Annotated in this window: 2 protein-coding genes; both read right to left on the bottom strand. The window is 46.4% G+C overall.

Annotation, left to right across the window (positions count from 1 at the left end):
• Nucleotides 1-362: 362 nt before the first annotated feature.
• A complete protein-coding gene (locus QUB80_RS34050) occupies nt 363-20,399 on the bottom strand; it encodes a CARDB domain-containing protein (RefSeq protein ID WP_289793882.1) in 20,037 nt (6,678 codons plus the stop codon).
• Between the two features lie 103 nt (nt 20,400-20,502).
• Entirely contained in the window at nt 20,503-21,462 is a 960-nt protein-coding gene (locus tag QUB80_RS34045; protein ID WP_289793881.1) for a matrixin family metalloprotease, read from the bottom strand.
• Nucleotides 21,463-21,665: the final 203 nt, after the last annotated feature.

Below are 21,665 nucleotides of genomic sequence, written 5' to 3'. Positions count from 1 at the left end.
CCGTAATTCCGAATCCCTGATACTAAACGTATAGCGCGATCTCTCACCCGCAGCTAAACTATCACTGGTTGTCTTGCCAGTAAATTGCGCTGCACTACCTAAATCAGCCAGCACAGGTGAGACTTGCGGTGTGGTTGTAGAATAGGTAATTGCTGATCCTGCGGTTCCCGGTGTTCCTGTTACTAGGGTGAGGAGGGAGGGAGTGAGGGAGGGAGTGAGTGAGGGAGGGAGTGAGGGAGTGGGGGAAGAAGAATAGCCATAGCGGTGTGATTCTCCAGATGCAAGATTACGGGCTGATACCAAATTACCTTGGGCATCATATGTATAAGTTACCAAGCTGCCATCTGGCGCTGTAATCTGCGTCAACCGTCCAGTCGCATCCTTAACAAAACGTACGTCTCGCCAGTAGAACTAGTAATGCCACTATCGCTATAAACAAACCGCGTCCCATTGGCTGCAACTTGCTCAACAACACCACGGCTTGTACTCAGGTAATAAACAGTACCATCTGCCGAGGAGAGTGTATACTCAGCACCATTGAATTCCCCACTCGCAGGATTGTAAGCATGACCAGTCTTGAGGTCATACAGCCGATTTCCAGCCAGAGTTAATACCGCATCCGCCGATTGTAAGGTGTAATTCACTCCAGCATCAGCCACCCAAGCAGGCGTGTAGTAAGTAAGACCAGGAATTGTGTGTTTTTGTGGTGCAAACGTAAACCCAACTCTTTCCCCAGTAGGCAACGTCAGATAAAGTCTTGTGCCGACACGGAAAGGTTCGTATACGCCTAATTGTTCTCTTCCAGTCAATGGTACATTGGTTTGGATATTGGCATCCGTATTAGCCAATTGCCAGCCGTAGCCAAAGCTGCCAATATCCGAGGCATTAAGAGAACTATAGGTACGTACTAAATTTAGAGGAGTGAGGGAACCAGGGAGGGAGTGAGTGAGGGTAGAAGAAAAAGTGATTGATAAATCAGTTTCAGTTCGCACATATGCACTCTTGTTGGTACCACTATTGGCCTCAACCACTACTTGCGTTGAAGAAGTGCGACCACTAATATCAGTTGCCTGCAAGCGCAACTGATAGAAACCATTTTCTAATTTAGTTGGGTCAAACTCAGCCAGAACACCATTTGCTAACTGATTACCACCTGCGATCGCACTCCAGTGATTACTACCAAAATCAGCAACCGACAACACCCAGTTATCCAAATTGCGATCGCTAATACTGCCAATAATGTCAGTTACCTCTGTCAGCTTCGATCCATCTAAACCGGCAACAAATGCAACAACTGGTGCAATAGAGTCTTCTGGATCGCGCACCTTAATTACAGTACTGGTAGTCCCTATGCGACCATCGGCATCTGTAGCTATAACTTCTACAATCGCACGACCAGCAGTAGTGGGAGTGAAACTGAACCGTCCCTGACTATCGATAGTTACGGGGCTACCATCGATAGTTGCGCTCAAACTGGTAATATCAGCTAATCCCTTGGCAACAGCCTGCACCACCACTTTTTGTCCCGGTACAGCAGGGAAACTGGGGGTTAAATCAACAGTTACAGTTGGTGGTTCGGGGGCAAGTGCAACTTGAATTAAGGATGTCTGCGTTACTGTCGCTTCATTATCACTAACAGCAAAAGTAACGCTGTAATCACCCACTTGTCCGGGACTGGGAGACCAGCTAAACTGTCCCGTTGTAGCATCCAGGGTTGCTCCTTCTGGGAGATTATCAACACTATAAGTTAGTGTGGTATTGAAGTCGGGATCGGTGGCGACAAGGTTGAAGGACAAGTTGTTGCCGAGTGCAACAGCACGGTCAGATACAGTCAGAGTAGGAGTGCGATTGACATTGGCGACACGGAGGGTAACATCGCGAGTATCCCTAGCAGCAAAGGGGTCAGTAGCAGCAAACGTCAGGACATATTCTCCTGCCTGTTCGTAGTTAGGTTTCCAGGAGAACTTACCACTTCTGGGGTCTAAGGTAGCGCCAGTCGGCAATGAGGAGACTGCTGAGTAAATTAAAGAGTCAGTGTCAATGTCTCCTGCTGCTAGAGTAAACTCGATGATGGAGTTTTCCTTGCCTGTTTGCACTGGTAGTGGTGCCAATACTGGTGCAATGTTAGTGTTGGTGACATTAATTGAGAAAGTTTGAGAACTACTTCTGTTACCATCGCTGGCAGTTAGGGTAATGTTGTTGTAAGTTCCACCAGAGGTGAAGTTAGGTTTCCAAGTCAGAATACCTTGTACTGGGTCAAGTACTGCCCCGGTTGGCAAATTATTCGCAGTGTAAGTGAGAATATCGCCATCTGCATCCGTAGCAGCCAATTGCAGAGTTAGGGTTTGCCCTTCTGCAACAGAGGAGTTGGTAATTGGTGCCAAGACAGGTGTTGTATTTGAGGTACGGACAACTAGGTTAAACTGTTGCTGACTGCTGAGAATTTCCTCTTGGTTGCCATTGCCACTATCAGTGACTGTAGTTGTGACAGGATATGTATTGATATCAGCAGCAGTTGGTGTCCATTGCAACAAAGCTTGCCCGTAAATTCCTGTTGGCGTCAGAGTTGCACCCACAGGCAAACCGTTGAGATTAAAAGTTAGGTTATCCTGATTGCGATCGCTTGCTTGAATCAGAAATTGTAGTTGTTCACCCACAACTGCAACTTTGTCACCAATTAAAGGCAATTTTGGCGGGTCATTAGGTGCATTAACTGAAACAACAAACGTATATTCATCTTGTTGCACAGCATTGCCACCACCACCATTACCGTTGTCAGTTGCAGTTAGAACAAGGGTGTAATCGCCACTATCTTCAACACCAGGTGTCAAACGCAACTTGCCTGTACCATCACCATTATCGGTAAAGGTGACAAACGAAGGAAGCTCATAACCAGTAGACTCTGGTTTTAGTTGTAGTACCAATGGGTCGCCATCAGCGTCTGTTGCTTGCAATACCAACTCCTGCACTTCGCCCCGGTTGAGGGTAATGTTGGAAAATTCGCTAATTTGCGGCGCACGGTTGGTATTGAAGACAGTAATTGGTACAGTGACTGTAGCTGACTTGTTTGCAGAAGTACCATTACCATCGTCAGTAGCAGTGAAGGTAACGTTGTAAGTACCTGCACTGCTAAATCCTGGTGTCCAGATAAACATCGCCGTTACTGGGTCGAAAGTAGCACCATCTGGCAAACCTGAGACAGTATAAGTAACAGACGGGTCGCTACCTTCAAGGATAGTTAACTGACCATCAGCATTACGGTCTTGCGGCACAAAGCCGGGGTTATCTGGATCAAAAGCAAACGCGCGGAAGCGAACTTGCTGTCCTGACTGTACTTGCCATGTACCGAAGTCGTCAAATACAGGCGCAGCATTGACATTGAGGACGGTTATCTTAGTAGTTTGTGTAGTAAATGATTCACCGTCACTGACCGTAAAGGGAATTTCAAACTCACCTGCTTGGAAGTAGGCTGGTGTCCATTCAAATAATCCTGTGCGCGGATCGAGGGTAGAACCACCAGGGAGGAGGTTGCTATTGTAGGTGAGGCTGGAAGTCGGAAGTTGGAAGTCGGAAGTCGGAAGTGGGGAAATAGAATCGATTATATCTGCGTCGGTGGCTTGTAGTTGAATGCGGACTTTCTCACCTTCTCTAACTATACGGTCAGCAGGACGGATGAGGGTGGGAGCTTGGTTTGTAGGCGCAATCAGGATAGTTGCAGTTTGCGTTACTCTTTCTATACCCTTCGGGTTCGCAGTCACCTGCGGAGGGAAACCCTCCCGCAGTGCTGTCTCACCATCGCTAACGGTGAACTGTACATTTTCATAAGTGCCAGCAGCCTCATAACCAGGAGTCCAAGTCAGGACGCCAGTCTTCGAGTCAAAGGTTGCACCACCGGGTAAGTTGTTAGCCCAGAATGTTAGTTGATTGCGATCGCTATCTGTGGCGTTAAGTTGAATTTGTAAGGGTTTAGCTTCAGCACCTTTAATTAGGAGTGAGGGAGTGAGGGAGTGAGGGAGTGAGGGAGTGGGGGAAGAAACTGTTCCGCCAGTTACAACAGGGGTATTAAATACTGGTAAATGGTTGCCACCTACGACATTTAAACTAAAAGTCTGCGTTGTCTGAGCACCACGCAGGTCGTATACTTGCAAAGTAACATTACTGCTAGCAGGACTACTTTGTGTTGGTGTCCAGGTAATTAAACCATTGCTGTCAACACTCATTCCTAGTGGTGCATCGTACAGCAGATATCCTAGAACAGCACCATCTGGGTCATTTGCCGCAACTTGATAGGTATACTGTTGACCAGAAAAAGCAGTGAGTACTGGATTAGAAGTAATAATTGGGGCTTGGTTCGGATACGGCAGGGCATAAATTCCGGGTGTAAACTCCACCCGCAGCGCATCTGGATCGTAGACGGTGATAGTGCGAACTGTGGTTGATTGACCTCCTTTAAGGACACCTTGAGGTAAATTGTCCCGCAAATCTATCAGGTATGCGCCAGATGCATCGCGTGTTGCACTTGTTGGTACGCCTGTAAAGTACTGGGCTGGGTCAAGCAACAACATCAATGGCAACTGTAAATCCCAATCCGCCTTACTAGTAAGGGTGACATCATAGGAAATAGTCTGGCTAGCGCGGTCAGAACGGGCATTGCTAAATTGGAAGTCTACCAGCGATGAGAAGTCAGAAATTGCTGTGAATTGCTCTTGATAACCGCCAGTAAGTTCTACTCCTGCCGCACTCTTAATAGTTGGAGATACCTGAATTTCATATTCGCCTGGTGTAATAGTGTTAAAGTCTAGCAGAACGGTACGAGTTAATGCATCGTAGCGGACAAACTGTGGTGTTAGCGTACCGCTGCTACTTACCAACTCAAAGTTGGCTGGGTTGAGAACGGAAGCGGTGTCGTTAGCCGCACCAGCGTACATATCAGAGTCAAAGGTGATGCTAATTGTACCTTGGGGCAATGCAACAATCGCATCGGGTGCGGGGTTAGTGGCTTTGACTTGAGGTGCGACAAGGGGACTAAATACATCAATTTGATGGGACTGACTGAGTAAAACGCGACCATCTGCTGTAGTCTCGATATTTTCACCCCTGCTACCACCAGATGCCAACGTTACGTATTGTAACGTCGCCAAGTCAACCATATATATCCGCCCATCCTGCTGCGTTCCTGTCTTAGTATTGTTGTTGGAAACAAACAACAGCCCTTCCAGACGAGTTCCCTTCATGCCAAAGGCGATAGAATCAACAGGACTATCAAAAGAAAGCATCCGTTGGGCTTTGCCTTGCTCATTAAAGCGAACGATGTCCCCACGTTCTGGCCAGGTAGTCGCCCACAGTTTACGATCAGCGTCAAATGCCAAACTGTCTACCCGCAAGTCACTATAATGCGTGAAAGTTTCGGTTTGGGGATTGAAGATTTCAATGCCCTTGCCAGAAGAAACGTAAATTAGTCCCGTTTCTTTTTGGATTGCCAGTGCTTGAGTAATACTATCGCCGTACTGCTTGACAACTTTGCCAGTTTGTAAATCAAGTTGCAGTAAAGGCCCGCCACCTGTAGTTGCCCAAAGAGTATTATTGCTATCCACAGCCATGTCAAAAATGGGCTGGGATAATGTAGCAATGGGAGTACTAGCAGCACCACCATCCTTGTCGAAGCGGTACAATGAACCACGGTTCGCACCACCGCTAGCTAAGACCGAACCATCCTCAAGGATTGTAATTGCCAAAGGAGCGATATTAGCGTGGCTGTTTGGAATGCCTGTAGCGAAAGCAGCAGCAGTGAAGGGACGGAGAACGCTCTTAAATTCAGATGGATTTGTAGTCGGTGCGACGGCAGGAATGCCTTGTTTTGCTTCTAAAAACAGCCCATTCGTAGATGGTTCTGGGTTGGGTGCAGGGGGAGTACCTAAATCAGGTTGAGTAGTCTTTTCAACCATCGGTAATGTACCCAAGTTCACTTGGAAGCCGTCGTTAGGTGTGCTAATACCCAGTCCTGGTTGTTCCCTATTGCCTGCATTATCTGTTGCCAGTGCCAAAAATTCGTAGGTGTGTCCGGCACGACCAGTGTAAACACCAGAAGTTTCAGTAGTCTGCTGCTTCCAAATCCTGTAGGTACTACCATCTTCTGCTACATACACCGTTACGTGCTTCACTCCCGCACCTGCGGCATCATCAGTTGCCGTCCAGTTCACCAAGTAGTCGGAACCACCTGCAACTAAAGGTGTGACAGTTAATACTGTGGTTGGGGCAACACCATCAATGATATTAGTCACCCGTGCCGTATCTATGGGTGCGGCAGTGTTAAAGATGACTCGCGCTTCGGTTGTGATTTCCGTACCAGTAGCACTGCCAGCTAAAGGAAGTACGCTGTAAGTAACAAAACCACTGCCCACCCCATTGGCATTATTGGGTGGCAACAGACCAATATTCGGGTTTTGCATTACCTCCCCGGTATTGGGGTCAATTGCCTGAACGAGCCATGTAGCAGTGTTAGAGATAACATCCAGCCCAGCACTGACTCTGAGGATAAATCCCTTGCTGCGGATAAAGTCAAAGTCACCAGAGAAAGTAGCACGTCCGGCGGGAATGTGAACTTGGATATCGCCCAAACGCAAATCACCCAACTGGAAGTTACGCGGGTCGAGGTCGGAGTCAAGTTTGGTGACAATTCGTACTTCACCAACAGCAGTTGAGGCTGTGGCAGCATTTTCAAAGCGGATGGTGTAGGGTAGTGCCGCACCCAAAGGTACAATATTTTCGGCACCAAAGCCTACCGGGCCTGTTAGGGTAGCAAGGTTGCTTGTTGTTCCGGCTGCATTGAAGAAGCTAGCAAAATTAGGTGGCGGTACGGAAACGCCTTGGGGTAGGTCAACCCTAGCTTCCCCAAAGGGAACGTAAACGTTAAATGATTGAACGTGGGTTTTGCGCGACAGTCCTAAATCAAACTGTTGCGGGTTGGGAGGCAATTCCTGCCCCCTCAAGCTGGGGTTGTGACCGTACCACTTGCGAATTTGTTCAAAGAAACTGACCAGATTGCCATTGGAGATAATTTCATTGCCCGCCGGGCCAAGCAACAGTCCAGTGGCAAGGGTTGCCATTAAGCTAATCACTTGCGGATTTTCACGAATAGGAGGCGCTTCGTCTTCTGGGCGCAACAATCCTGCTTCTTCCAATGCTGCCAAGTAAGCATTAGTCCAAGTGTTGGCATCTGCTGCCAGTACGGTTAAAGCTTGGGATGCAGTTTGGTCTAGTAGGATAGCGTTCCGCAGCAAGAGCGCTTGCTGTGTTTGCTCTTGCACAAATTCATCACGAGTCATTGCTGTCGCCGTTGCCAGGATGTGGAACCTAAAAGCAATAGCGTCGTCGGAAACATCCTCTAAACCTTTGGGGTCTTTTGCGAGTTCCTCTTGCAGTCCTGGGTAAGTTTGAACGTTAAATGTGCGACCGACAAATCCTGCGTTGGGCAAGTCGAGGACGTAACCAGGGGCGATAATTTCACCATTGGTATTGACATCAGAGATGAGGCTAGCCCAAGGTACGTCTTGCAAAACACCCTCTGGATTGCCCCGCAGATTTGAGCTAAATTCCGTGTAGGGGAGATTGAAGACATCTGAGTTTGTTCCCAACTGGGGTGTACCAATAGAGAAATGCACGTAGGGCGTATCGATGTTAGTCAAACTTTGGACAGACACGCCATAGGTGCCAAAATCTCCTGGTGCCAAGACGCTGGGGCCACCCAAACCGACAGTGACATCCGGTTCAATTGCCCGTTCTACCAAATAACGGTAGGGTACAATTGCTTCTCTACCATCTGGGTTGATAACTTTAACATCATAAAGCCCGTGGGGTGCGTTAGTGAGGTCAAAGATGGCAGTGATTTTTGTACTGTCGATGACCTGCGATCTAACTGGAATGTACTCGGCAATTGTGGGTCTGACCAACTTGACAATTGCTTCCGGCTGGAACTGCGCTCCGAAAATGTTGGCAGTAACGTAGCGACTGTCACCACCACGGTCGGCGATTACATCAGTAATACCAAAGGGCAGAACGTCAGCCAGTATGCTGATGGGAGTGTTGTTGCTGGGTTGAGAGTAACCGCGCACCAGTACGTAATAAGTGCCTGATTTGGTCGTAGGAATAACAACAGACTGGTTTGCTCCTAATTCTCCTGTATAAGCAGCGTCATAAACAATACTGGTAGGTGCAGACTGGAAGCGGACAAAAACTTCGTTTGCAGTATCAGTGGCAGACGAAGTGGTGTTTATACGCAGCGTTTGACCTGCTTGGAGGTCAATTTGGAACAGCCGTTCTTGTCCGGTGTTGAGTGTTGTATTTAAAGGTACGCCCAACTGCAATTGCTCGACCGTAACTTCCAGGGTATCGGCAGAAGTAGTGCGGTTATTGGATTCAAAATCAGCTTCGTAAACAGAATTAAAGATATCAGAGCGGACAATAATGCGATATTGACCTGGAGTTGCTGGTGGTAAATTTGCTGTCAGTGTTGAAGTGTAAGAAGCGTCAGTAGCCAGGTTGCCGCTATAGGTGACGCGACCGATGGGACGGTCATTAATATCCCAGATTGCATCTTCTGACAAATAAACTGCATCACTCCACTCTCCGGTTGCTGGATTGTCACCGCGATTGGTGACTTTGAAGCTAATTTGGATAGAGTCGCCAGATTTAGCAGTAGCAGGGATGGTAATTTCGTCTACTTGTAAATCTGCTGGCGGCGGCAGTTGTAAAATTAAGGGTTGGGCGCTGGGTTTAGCGTTATTGCCTTCGTTATTGCCTTCAAAGACCTGACCCCGGACATTGTTTTGAGGTGCATCGGTAATTACAAAGACGTAGTAAGGGCCAGTTAGGTCAACAGGCAGTGTCAGGGTCTTGTTAACGGTGTAGCTGCTAAGTGCTTTCAAACCATCAGTATGTTCAAAGTATCCCAAATAGCGGTCTGCTTGCAAATCTAGGAATTCGTCGCGCGAGAGGTAAATTAAATCTCTCCACTTGCTTTGGCGAATAGGTGTGTCGCCTGCACCATTGTTTGTTACCGTGTATTCCAGATTGAAGGTTTGCCCAGTTGTAGCGCGTTCTGGAATTTTAATTGAAGTTACCTGCAAGTCGGCTGCTGGTTGCAAGATGACTTGCAAGGGAGCAAAAGTAATATTGTTGCCTTCATCCTTAAATTCAGGTACGCGAGCAAAGGTCGAGTTGCTATCCAAGCCTAGCTTAGAGTTGCTGCTTGGTTGTTCAGTAATATTAGAGTCTGTAAACAAGAGCAAATAATAGTTGCCTTCAATACCATCAGGCAAAGTAATTTCACCACTGCTCGTGTAGGATTCACCTTGTTTTAAGCCATTACGACGGGCGAATTGTCCCAGTAATGTATCGTTTAAATCTAAAGACTGGTCGCGAGAGAGGTAAACGCGATCGCTCCAGGAAGTTTGTCGGGTATCGCGAGTACCGGTGTTGGTGACAGTCCAGCTAACAGAAATTGTCTGACCGGAGGTGGGTGGTGTTTGAGGTACTACAAGATTGGTAATTTGTAAATCTGGTTCCTTGTAGGTAACCGGGATGATTGCGTTGCCTAAATTATTGCTTGGGTCTTCAAATACTCGATATTCAAAGCTTTGCCGAGAGGAATTGTTATCGCCACTGCTGGGAATTTCACCTCGGAATTTTTGGGTATTGTAGTCGTAGCTGTAATCCGTACTGACGTGAATATAGTACTCGCCATCAATTCCCGCAGGCAGGGTAATATCGTGCTTTTGGGTGTAACTGTCGCCTGTACGGAGTGGTTGTTGGGAACTGTAGGGAACGAATCCGACTTTAGTTGCTCGACTGGGAATAAAGGTGGGGTCGGGGGAAACCCAGATTTCGTCATACCAGTACCGGGTTCCCGACCAAATATCACTACCAACGTTTTGCACCGTCCACTCAACGGTGGTGCCTTCTCCAGAAAAGTTTTGCGGTAAAGTTTTTACATTTGTAACAATTAAGTCGGCGGGAGTGCTGGTAACATTAGTTTCTGCTGAACTTTGGTTGTTGTTGGTATAAGGCCCTTCCCAAACACTGTTGCTATAGTTGTCATAGTTAGTCTGGACGATGATGTATTTACCAGCAGCACCAGGGGTAAGGACGGTATCAAGCTTAGAGGTGTAGGTTTGGTTGACTCCCAAACTACCAGTACGTTCAACTCTGCCTAAGTACCACTGCTTGGCTCCCGGAGCATTAAGTGTGGGGTTGTCAGATAGGTAAACTGAGTCAAACCATCTATTTTCTGAGGTTGAGTTGGCACCTTGATTCTTAACCTCCCAGCTAACGCTAAATGGTTGTCCGCCAACGGCTTGTACTGTTGGTGTTACTGATGTTACGACCAAATCCGGTGGCGGTGTCAGCAGTATTGTAATTGGGCGAGCTTTATAGTTGTTGTTGTCTAGCTCGTTGGGGTCGTCTGGGTTGTTATTAATAGATAATGTATCTTCTAAAACGACGTTGTAGGCATCTGTCCAAGGCGTTATGTACCACTCGCCCGTTACTTGACTGGGGAGAGTGACTTCAACTTCTGTTTCATAGCTAGAGCCAACTTTTAAAGAGCCACTGTGTCCGACGCTGGTTAATAAAATATCTTCGGCTCCTCCCTCTCTATTTGCAGGAGAAGGGCGGTTTTTGTCACGGGTTAACCAGATGGTGTCAGTCCAATTATCGCGATCGCTTTCGCCAATACCCTGGTTGGTGACAGTGTAGCGCACCTTAATTTTGGAACCTTCAAATGCGAGCGTGGGAGCGACGACATCACTGGTAACCAAGTCGGCTGGTGGCAAGGAATTGATATTTAACTCAACGAAGCTAGTATTGTTGGATTCTTGGGGATATTCGTTAACTTGCCCAGCAGCATCAGTTTGGACAATTAGGTATGCTTTACCCCGGAAATATTTGGGAATCACCAAGGTATTAGCTTGGGTGCGGTAACTTTCAAGAGATCCCAAAGCCGCTGCATTACTAAAGCTAAAGTACAAGTCGTCTGAGCTAATTTTGTCATCCAATGACAAGTAAACTCGGTCTTGCCAATTGGGGGTGGTGGTAGCAACAATGCCTTCATTGGCAACAATAAATTCTAGGGAGATTGTACCACCTGCGTTGGCGGTTGTTGGTGCAATAATTTGCTTGACTTGCAGGTCGGGGCGGGGAGCAAGGCTAAGAAGTATGGGGTTGGCTGCTGTAGTGATGTTGTTACCAGTAGCACCATGCTCGTATAGTGAATTGCTGGTGTTAGTTTTGACGACAACTTCGTACAGACCTTGGAGGGTGGAAGGCAAAACAAACTGTTCGGAGCGAGTATAAGATTTGCCAGCCACAAGACCGTTTCCGTAAGTAAAGCTGCCCAGCGAAATTAATTGACCGTTGGCGTTACCCGCTTCTCGGATAAATATACTATCAACCCATGTGCCTGTTGCATCACCCGTGGCAGAGTTTTCCACACTCCAGGATACGTCAATCTTGCTGCCTGATTGTACTGCTGTAGTGGGAGAAGTGACATTAGTTACAACTAAGTCGGGAGGCGGAGTGAGAGTAACTAAGACGGCATTGGAGACGCGGCTGTTGTTGTTGGTGTAAATAAATTCAAACGGCCCGCCTGTGGTAACGACTAGATAATAAGTACCGCTTAAACCGTTGGGGAGGGTGACATCCACAGAACGGTTGTAAGTACCACCAACTGCCAATGCACCTATCTGTTCAAAGCTTCCTAAATTGGCAACTATGTTTTTACCTTCTGGATCGGTTGCTAAGAAAACGCGATCGCTCCAGGAATTAGTATTGGTTGTACCAATGCCATTGTTGGCAACTGTCCAAGAAACCTGCATTTTCTGCCCGCTGCTGGCGTTTGACTGCACTTGTACTTCATCAACAACTAAGTCTGCGTAGGGGATGGGAACAACACTGAAAGTATTATTAGCAACGGCGATATTATTTGCCTCTAAGTTGTTCTCGAAGACAACTCCTGTGGCATCAGTTTGGACGAATAGCTGATATTGTCCTTGGAAACCAGGAGAAAGTCGCAGTTTTTCAGAGCGGGTGTAATTTTCACCTAGATTCAAAGGTTTGAGATTGGAGAAACTAGCCAGCAGGATGTCGTCCCTGTTACCGATTATGCTGTCTGTTGAGGCAATAATCCGGTCAACCCATGTGTTAGTTTGACCAATCCCAGTGCCAAGGTTAGTTACTGTCCAGCCAATCATTACCTGTGCTGGGTCGCCAACGGTCAAGGCAGGTGCAGTGACATTGGAGACAGTTAAATCTGCGTATGGAGCTAGTTCGATATTAATTAAAGAAGCGGCTACGTTATTTTCTTCAGCACCAAGTTCTTTAATTTGCTTGTTGGCATCGGTTACTACGAGTAAATAACGATTGCCACTTACTTCTAAAGGCAAGTTGAGGTCAAGTTGGCTAAGATAACTGTCACCTGATAAGAGTGAGCCATCAAAATGCTCTTCTTTAAGCAATAAATCGCTGGTATCAAATTTATTATCTGTAGATAAATATATGCGGTCAACCCAATTGCCCGTTGCTTCTGCTGAACCTGCGTTGCTTACTGACCATTCTAAGGATACAGTTGTACCAGATGTGGCTGTGATGGGAGATGAGGTAATAGTTGGTATAAGGTCAAGGGAACCTACAGTAACGGCGATCGCTTTGACATTGTTACTCTCGTTTGTTTCGCCTTGGTTGTTGGTACGGTCAGCAACAAACAGCAGGTAACGGTTGCCCGTAGCAGTGTTGGGAACAGTAATCTTTTGGGCAATACTGTAGCTGGCTCCCGGCGCTAATGGCGTCTTTTCTGCTGTCCAGAAGTCAGCAACATAAGTATCTAAGACATCAAAGTTTGCGTCATCGCTCAGGTAAATACTATCGTACCAATCAGCAAAAGCCGAACCACTACCAGAGTTAGTGACTGTCCAAGAAACGTCAATAGTTTCGCCTAGAATAGCGCGATTTGGAGCGGTAGCGTCAGAGACGATTAAGTCTGGAGCGTTAACTGTCAGCTGCAAGGCACGCACGTTGTTGCTTTCGTTACTTTCGCCTTGAGTATTGTTGCGATCGGCAACAAACAACAGGTACTTGTTGCCCCTTGCTGTACCAGGAATGGTGACATTCAGGGTTTGAGTATAGCTAGTACCAGCGCTCAGGGGAGTTTGATCGGCTGCTGATAGGTAGCCTAATTGAATGTCGTTTTCATCTACTGTTGCATCATCCGACAGGTAAACATAATCAGACCAATCTGCTGGAGCTACAATATTCCCCGTGTTGGTAACAGTCCAACCGACCTGAATAGTTTCAAAGGTGCTGGCAGTTTCAGGAGCAGTGGCAGCAGTTAGTTCAATATCCGGCACACCCAGTTCGATGGCGACTGCTTTAAGATTATTATTGTTATCCGTCTCAGATTGGTAATTATCTCGGTCTGCTGCAAATAACAAATACCAAGTTCCCGCTGTTACATTGGGAACCGTTACATTACGACCTACCGTGTAACTAGCTCCTGCCGCCAGTGGAGTCTCGTCTCCTGTCCATAAATTACCGACAAAGGTGTCATTTCCATCCAAGGTCTGGTTTGCTGAGAGGTAAACGTAATCCCACCAATCAGCTAGGGCTGCGCCAGTTCCCTGGTTAGTTACAGTCCAGCTTACCGGAATTGTCGCACTCAAAATGCTGGAGGTAGGAGCCGTGACAGCAGAGACAACCAGATCCGGAGCTTTTATCTCCAAGGCAACAGCACGTACATTATCTGTTTCATTGCTCTCTGCCTGTTGATTGCCGTTATTATCAGTAGCAAATAACAAATACCAGGTTCCAGGGGTGACGGTTGGGATAGTAACATTGCGGTTTTTGGTGTAGCTACCACCAGATACTAGGGGACTTTGATTTGCTGCTGATAAATTGCCTAAGTAAGTATCATTACCATCTAGGGTAGGATTGCTGGAAAGATATACGTAGTCCCACCAATCTGCTAGGGCTGCACCTGTACCCTGATTAGTCATCATCCAAGAGACATTAATGGTTTCGCCCCACGTTGCTGTTGTGGGAGCGTTGGCGTCAGTGACTTGCAGATTGGGTGCCTTCACCTCGAAAGGTATTGCTCTGACGTTATTGTTGTTATCGGTCTCACCTTGGGCATCGTTGGCATCTGCCACAAATAGCAGGTATTTACTCCCAGTTCCCGAATTGGTTGGGATAGTAATGCTCTTGTTGGTTTGTGTATAGCTGCTGTTGCCAGCTAATGGAACATAAGAAGCTGCACTGAAGGTAGCGACAAACTTATCAGTGCCATCTAGGGTAGTATCATCGGAGATATAAATTTGGTCGCTCCATGTAGCAGCAGCCATCACTGCGAGAGTGTTTGCCACTGTCCAAGAAACCTGGATTGTTTCACCCCAGGTAGCTTCCTCAACGGTAGTGCTGGCGCTACTAACAACTAAATCCGGTGCAGTTAGGGTAATTGGAACTGCCCGGACGTTATTAGTTTCGTCTCTTTCACTTTGTTGCTTACCTGCATCGGCGACAAACAGCAAGTATCGATTCCCGGTTGTGGCGTTGGGAATAGTAATGTCGCGGTTAAAGTTGTAGGTAGCATTTACAGCTAGCGGCGTCTTTTCAGCAACACTTTGGGAAGAGACAGCCATATCATTGCTATCCAATGTTTCGTCATCGGACAGGTAAATTGTGTCGTACCAATCCGTTGAAGCTTCTATGTTGCCTTGGTTTAGTACAGTCCAGTTGACTGCGATAGTTTCTCCCAAGACGGCTGTGGTAGGAGCAGTAGCAGCAGTGACTGTTAAGTCTGGGTCGTTATCGCCAATGACAATGGAAATTGCCCTGACATTATTATTTTCATTGGTTTCACCCTGGTTATTATAGATATCTGCTACAAATAACAGGTAGCGACTGCCAATTGGGGTAGTGTTGGGCAATGTTAACAACTGGCTAATGCTATAGTCGTCACCAGTTGGTAAAGGAGTTAAGTTACTCGTCCATACTTCTTTTAGCAGAGTATCTGTACTGGTGTTTAAAGTTGCATCATCTGACAGATAGATGCGGTCGTACCAGTCTGCATTAGCGCTTGCATTTCCTTGGTTCTTAACAGTCCAGCTTACTTCTATCTGCGTGCCAGGATAACTTTTTACTGGCACTGTGGCATCATTGACTACTAAATCAGGGGTTTGAACTGTTATTGGGACGGCACGAACATTGTTAACTTCATTAAGTTCACCTTGGTAGTTGTAACCATCGGCGACAAACAGTAAATACTGATTACCTGTTCTGACTTGAGGAATTGTAATATTACTAGTAAGGTTGTACTGCCCGTTAACTGCCAATGGTGTTTGTGACGACACCCATTCATCTCTTAGTATGGTGTCGCTGGCATCCAAGGTACTGTCATTAGAAATGTAAACAAAATCGTACCAATCTGCTGATGCTGTTAAAATGCCTGTATTTTTAACCGTCCAAGAAACAGATACATTCTGTTGCGTTGATACCACGCTGGGGGCTGTTGCTGCTGTCACCTCTAAGTCGGCATTATCACCTGTGATGATGATGGGAATTGCTTTGACGTTGTTGCTTTCGTTGGTTTCCCGTTGATTGTTATTTCTGTCTGTTACAAATAGCAGGTATCGGTTCCCAGCTTGACCAACTGCGTTGTCGGGTAGCGTCACACTGATTTTATTGACTGTATAAGTACCATCTACAGCCAGTGGGGTTTCTGTAGAGATCCAGCGATAGGAAAGTTCATAATCAGAGTCGTCGTAAACAGCATCATTAGATAAGTAGATCCAGTCATCCCAATCCTGAGAAGTTGTGCTTTCCCCTTGGTTTTTGACTGTATAGGAAAGGGTGAGGGTGGAGCCAGGGGCCACAGTAGTGTCAGAAGCACTAGCATCGGAAACTATTAGGTCAGCAGCTTTAATGTAGATGGGGACTGCCTTGAAGTTATTGTTCTCGTTCGTTTCGCCTTGGTAGTTATCACGATCGGCAACAAACAGCAAATAACGGTTGCCTGCTTTAGCATAAGTGGGAATGGTGATGTTTTGCTGAATGTTATAGCTGGAGAGAGCAGCTAATGGAGTTTTTTCCGAGATCCAACGGTCAGTGACGTATTGATCTGAGCCATCAAAGGTAGTATCGTCAGAGAGATATATGGAGTCATACCAATCCCTCCCAGCGATAACATCCCCAGAGTTGGTAACTGTCCAGGATACTGATACTGTTTCTCCTTGCGTGGCTACAATAGGGGCTGCGGCATCAGATACTACTAAGTCGGGGGCGGTGATGGCGATCTGAGTTGCCCAGACATTGTTAGTTTCGTCAGTTTCGCTTTGAGAATTAGTACTATCTCCTACAAATAGCAGGTAGCGATCGCCTAGTTTAGAATTAGGAATTGTGATATTTCCTGTGCGAACTTCGCTAGCTCCTGCTGCTAAAGGTGAAGAACCACTACGGTAAAAATCTGTAACGTAGGTGTCCGTTGCATCAAATGTTGGGTCATCGGAGAGATAAACAGAGTCATATCGGTCTGATGCCGCCGATACAGCCCCTGCATTTTTCACAGTCCAGGATACTGAAACAGTTTCACCAACTGCTGCTGTTGTGGGAGTGCTGCTGGTGGTAATTGTTAAGTCGGGGACTGTAATGTTAATGGGGATGGCATAGACGTTATTAGTATCACTAGTTTCTGCTTGATAGTTGTTTCTATCAGTAATTACCAGGAGATACCATTTCCCCGATCCAGTCTGATTTGGTAAAGTGAAGCTCTGACTTTTACTGTAAGTTCCTTCTGCTGTCAGGTTACCGCTAGTCCAGAGGTCGCTCATATAGCGGTCTGAACTATCGAAAACGGTATTGTCAGAAAGGTAAACAGAGTCATACCAACCGTTGCTCTGAGTTGGTACGCTCCCCTGGTTTTTCACTGTCCAGTTCACCAAAATTGACGAGCGTTCAGCTGCGGTCGATGGAGCTGTTGCCTCTGTTACAATTAGGTCTGGGTTTGTAATAGTGACGGGCAAAGCGTAGGCATTATTAGTGCGATCGCTTTCAGGTCTGTCTGGATTGGTGACAAACAGCAAGTACTTGTTCCCCAACCCTGTGTTGGTGGGAATTATAATGTTTTTAGCCTGGGTGTAGCTGGCAGTTGCTGCCAGCGGTGCACTACTTCCAACAAAACTAGCCAGACGGGTGTCATTGCTGTCTAGGGTTGTATCATCAGAAAGGTAAATTTGGTCAGCCCAGACACCTTGAGTACTGCTACTACCCAAATTTGTCACTGTCCAGCTGGTGTTGATACTTTGCCCTCTTCCAAAGGTAGCTGGGGCTGTGATGCCACTAATTTGTAGATCAGATTCAAGCGGTGTTAAGCTGGCAGGAGTTAAAATACTGCTGGGAACCACTTGCTTGCTACCACCTACAGGAGTGTAGCTGAGAGTGACACCCGCTTGCTGATCGTACTCAAAATACTCTAAGCGTAAATCGTGCTGTCCTGATGTAAGGTAAATGGTTGCAGAACGTTCTTGAAAATTATGTACTCCGCCGTTGTCAACCACTAACTGATTGTCAATGTAAAGACGAGCGCCATCGTTACTATTAATATAAAAAGTGGTATTCCCCTCAGTAGCAATATTAATCTTGCCAGTCCAGCGTGCTGCAAAATGATTTACCTGGCCTAAATTGGCTCCGAAATCGCCCGAAGTAGAGCCGAAATTAATAGTCTGGTCAACTCTAGTCAGAAGGGGAGCGATCGCATCGTAGTTGGGGAAATTACTAACAGTTCCACCAGGTACGTAGTATTGTCCCAAAAGTCCCGTGCCGCCCACCTCAAGTAGGGCGGGAAGTGTAGCATAATTTCCAGGATTTGGGTTGGTAACGAGTTGAGGTATGTTTTGGTTTTGAACTGGGCTACCCGTTTGCAGCAGCGGCAAATTCAAGTCGGGGTCGCCAATGCTGATGGGAACTACCCGGACATTATTGCCCTCATTTAACTCACCCTGCTGATTACGTCGGTCTGCCACAAATAGCAAATACTTGCTACCCTTGGTGACATTGTTGGGTACTGAAAGCAGTTGCGTTACCGTGTAACTAGTTCCATCTGCTAGTGGGGTCAAATTGCCGATTTGAACATCCTTTAGCAAAATGTCGGTAGCGGTAGAGAGCGTGTTGTCATCAGATAAATACACCGAGTCGTACCAATCAGCAAAGGCACTTTCATTCCCTTTGTTGCTGACTGTCCAGGCGACTTCCATCCGCGCCCCGGCATAAGCTTGGACTGGAGCAGTAGCATTTGTCACTTGCAAGTCTGGCGTTCTTACCTCTATAGGAACAGCATGGACGTTATTCGCCTTAGTGGATTCGCTTTGGTAATTATAACTATCCGCAACAAACAGCAAATACTGACTGCCATTCCTCCCTTGAGGAATTGTAATGTCACGAGACAGAGTGTATTGTCCGTTGACTACCAAAGGTGTTTGCGACGACACCCATTCATCTCTTAGTATGGTGTCGCTGGCATCCAAGGTACTGTCACTAGAAATGTAAACAGAATCGTACCAGTCTGCCGATGCTGTTAAAGCGCCTGTATTTTTAACCGTCCAAGAAACAGATACATTCTGTTGCGTTGATACCACTCTGGGGGCTGTTGCTGCTGTCACCTCCAAGTCAGCATTATCACCTGTGATGATGATGGGAATTGCTTTAACGTTGTTGCTTTCGTTGGTTTCGCTTTGATAGTTGTCCCTATCTGCTATGAAAATCAAGTAACGGCTGCCGGGTTGACCAAGCAGGTTGTTTGGCAAGGTAACAGTAATATCGTTAACCGTATAAGTTCCATCTACTGCAAGTGGGGTTTGTGCGGAAATCCAGCGATGGTAAAGTTGGTAATCAGAATCGTCGTAAACGGTATCGTTGGACAAATATATTCTGTCGTACCAATCCCGTGCGGCCGTTGTCTCACCTTGGTTTTTGACAGTGTAGGAGAGGGTAAGGGTGGAGCCAGGGACGACAGAACTAGCAGAAGTACTGGCATCATCTACTACCAAGTCAGCAGCTTTGATATAAATCGGGACTGCGTTAACGTTGTTATTTTTGTTCGTTTCGCCTTGGTAGTTATCGCGATCGGCAACAAACAGCAAATAACGGTTGCCGGCTTTGGCATCGGTGGGAATGGTAAAGTTATGGGTGGCAGTATAGCTGGTGTTACTAGCTAGGGGGGTCTTGTCACCTGTCCACTTGTAGGAGATGTATTGGTCTGAACCATCTAGGATTTGGTCATCTGAAAGGTAAAAATAGTCATACCAATCGGTATCGGCAGTAACACTCCCCTGGTTTGTTACCTGCCAGTTGACGGTAATTTGCTCACCTAATGCAGCGGTGGTGGGTGCAGAAGCATCAAAGACAATTAGGTCGGGAGCGTTAACTTGAACTGGGATTGCCTTGATGTTGTTAGTTTCGTTGGTTTCGTAATGATTGTTATCTGCATCGGTAACAAATAGCAAGTAACGACTTCCCAAGGCAGTCTTGGGGATAGTAACAGTCTTGGTTAGGGAATAGGTATCTCCTGCGGCAACGGGCGTGCCTGGTGTACCTGAATCAAATCCACCAACCTGCGTATCCGATCCATCTAGAATTTGGTCGTTGGAGAGGTAAATGCGGTCGTACCAGCTGTGGGTTGCCGACACGCTGCCCTGATTGAGTACTGTCCAAGAAACTTCAGCCACGCTGCCTACTGTGACGGCAACAGGTGCAGTTGCTCCTGTTACTACCAAATCCGGTACGGTTATTTCGATGGCAACTGCCCGGACATTGTTGGTTTCACTCTCCTCAAAGAGGTAATTATCGCGGTTAGCAACAAATAGCAAGTACTGTTTTCCTGACCCAATCCGCTCAGGTAGTACCATGTTTGTAGAGGCTGTATAACTGGCACCTGGGGCTAGTGGAATTTTATCACCACTCCAGACATTGCCTATGTACCGGTCTGAGCTATCAAGGATGGTGTTGTCTGACAAGTAAACGTAGTCATACCAATCGTTTCTTGCTACTGCTTCTCCTTGGTTGGTAACAGTCCAAGTCAGGGAAATTATACTGCGTTCTGGAGCGGTGATGGGTGCATTTGTCGCAGTTACTACCAAATCTGGCGCACCAACAGCTGCATTGAGAGTGTACGTTCCTGTAACGCCACTACTGTAACTGGTAGCTCGCACTATATATTTGATGCCATCAACAGGAGTAAACCTTAGCAGTGAGTTATAACCCGAACCAGAATCATCATCGTAGGCGATGATTAGCCCCGTATCTGCATCTATAAGTTGCAGATAGGTGTCAAAGCTTGGAGAAGATAGGTCAAGTGTAACCAATTTACCAATTGTAAAATCGGTCAGTTGGTAATCATCACTGAATCTACCATCGCGAGTAGGGTTGATTACATCACCTGCACTCAGATCACCAGTAACTGTACCATCAATAAGCAGAAATTGTGGGTAAACTTAACTCTACTGCTTCATTTACAGGTTTATCCGCTTGAGTAAAACTTAAATTCTCCTCTATTGGCAGGCGTCGAGTTCCCAGAGGTAATGTTGCATTCATTACCTGGTCGCCATTTAGGTGTTCCAGACCAAGTACGTGCCCGAACTCGTGAGTTATTACCGTCAGCAGGTCTACACGTCCAAAGGCTGGATCGATTTCACTAGCTCGTAACTCGCTTGCCGAAACAATATTACTGAACTCACTATCGTCAGCAGGAGTAGCATCGATAAACCATCCAGTACCCGCAGCATTAGTGTCAATCGTAACGACGTAATCCTCGGTCAAACCCAGTTTATAACCGGGTAAATCTGTAATTAAGAGTTTGACGTTATTGAGAATGTCTTTGTCTGCGTCAGAGATGCCCAAACTTGCCCAACGCGCGATCGCCTCTGTACGGAAAATTTCTAAGATGGGATCTGTTAATTGATGATTAGAAGTCAGGTAACTAGTCTCTGAGGGCACACTCATGGTGCTGATATGAGAGTCAGCCTGCTGCTGGGTTTTGTTTGTTGCCTCTGCATCACTAGAAGATAAAGGGATAAGTGGAAAGCTTAAGGTTTCCACATCATCACTCAAATAGCCAATTAACGGTTCGTTGCCTGAAACTCCTGTTAGGGGATCAAAGTTAGTGGTTGAAGTGCCAATTGAGTTTGGTTCTTTTGACAACAGACCTGGAGTTACAGTGTCGGGTTGCTCTACAAAAGAAGTTGAATATTTAGAAGTATTAATTAATAAGTCTGTGCTGGGAGAACCAACTGGTGCTGTCGAGGGATTTATTGGAGAAATTCCTTTTTCTTGACCTAAGTTAAACGGGTCCACAATTATGGGCGTTGTGAATCCATCATTCGACAACAATGAGTCGGAGGTCGGAAAAATCTCATTCATCCCTGACATATAAACCTCTGATCAAAACAATGAATTTTTAAAGAAAGTAGTTATTTGTTAAAAAATGCTCTTTTTTAGAGCTTGAGAAATCCCGAACACAGAATATTTATAAGTGCGGCAAATGGCAGATAGAGTACTCTGTCCGCCAAAATACCAAAATATTTATAGTCTCGCGATTGAAATACAATTCCCCAGAGATTGTGAATAATGCT

The organism is Chlorogloeopsis sp. ULAP01 (assembly GCF_030381805.1).
Lineage (GTDB): Bacteria > Cyanobacteriota > Cyanobacteriia > Cyanobacteriales > Nostocaceae > Chlorogloeopsis.
This window is presented reverse-complemented; position numbering and strand designations above follow the sequence as displayed.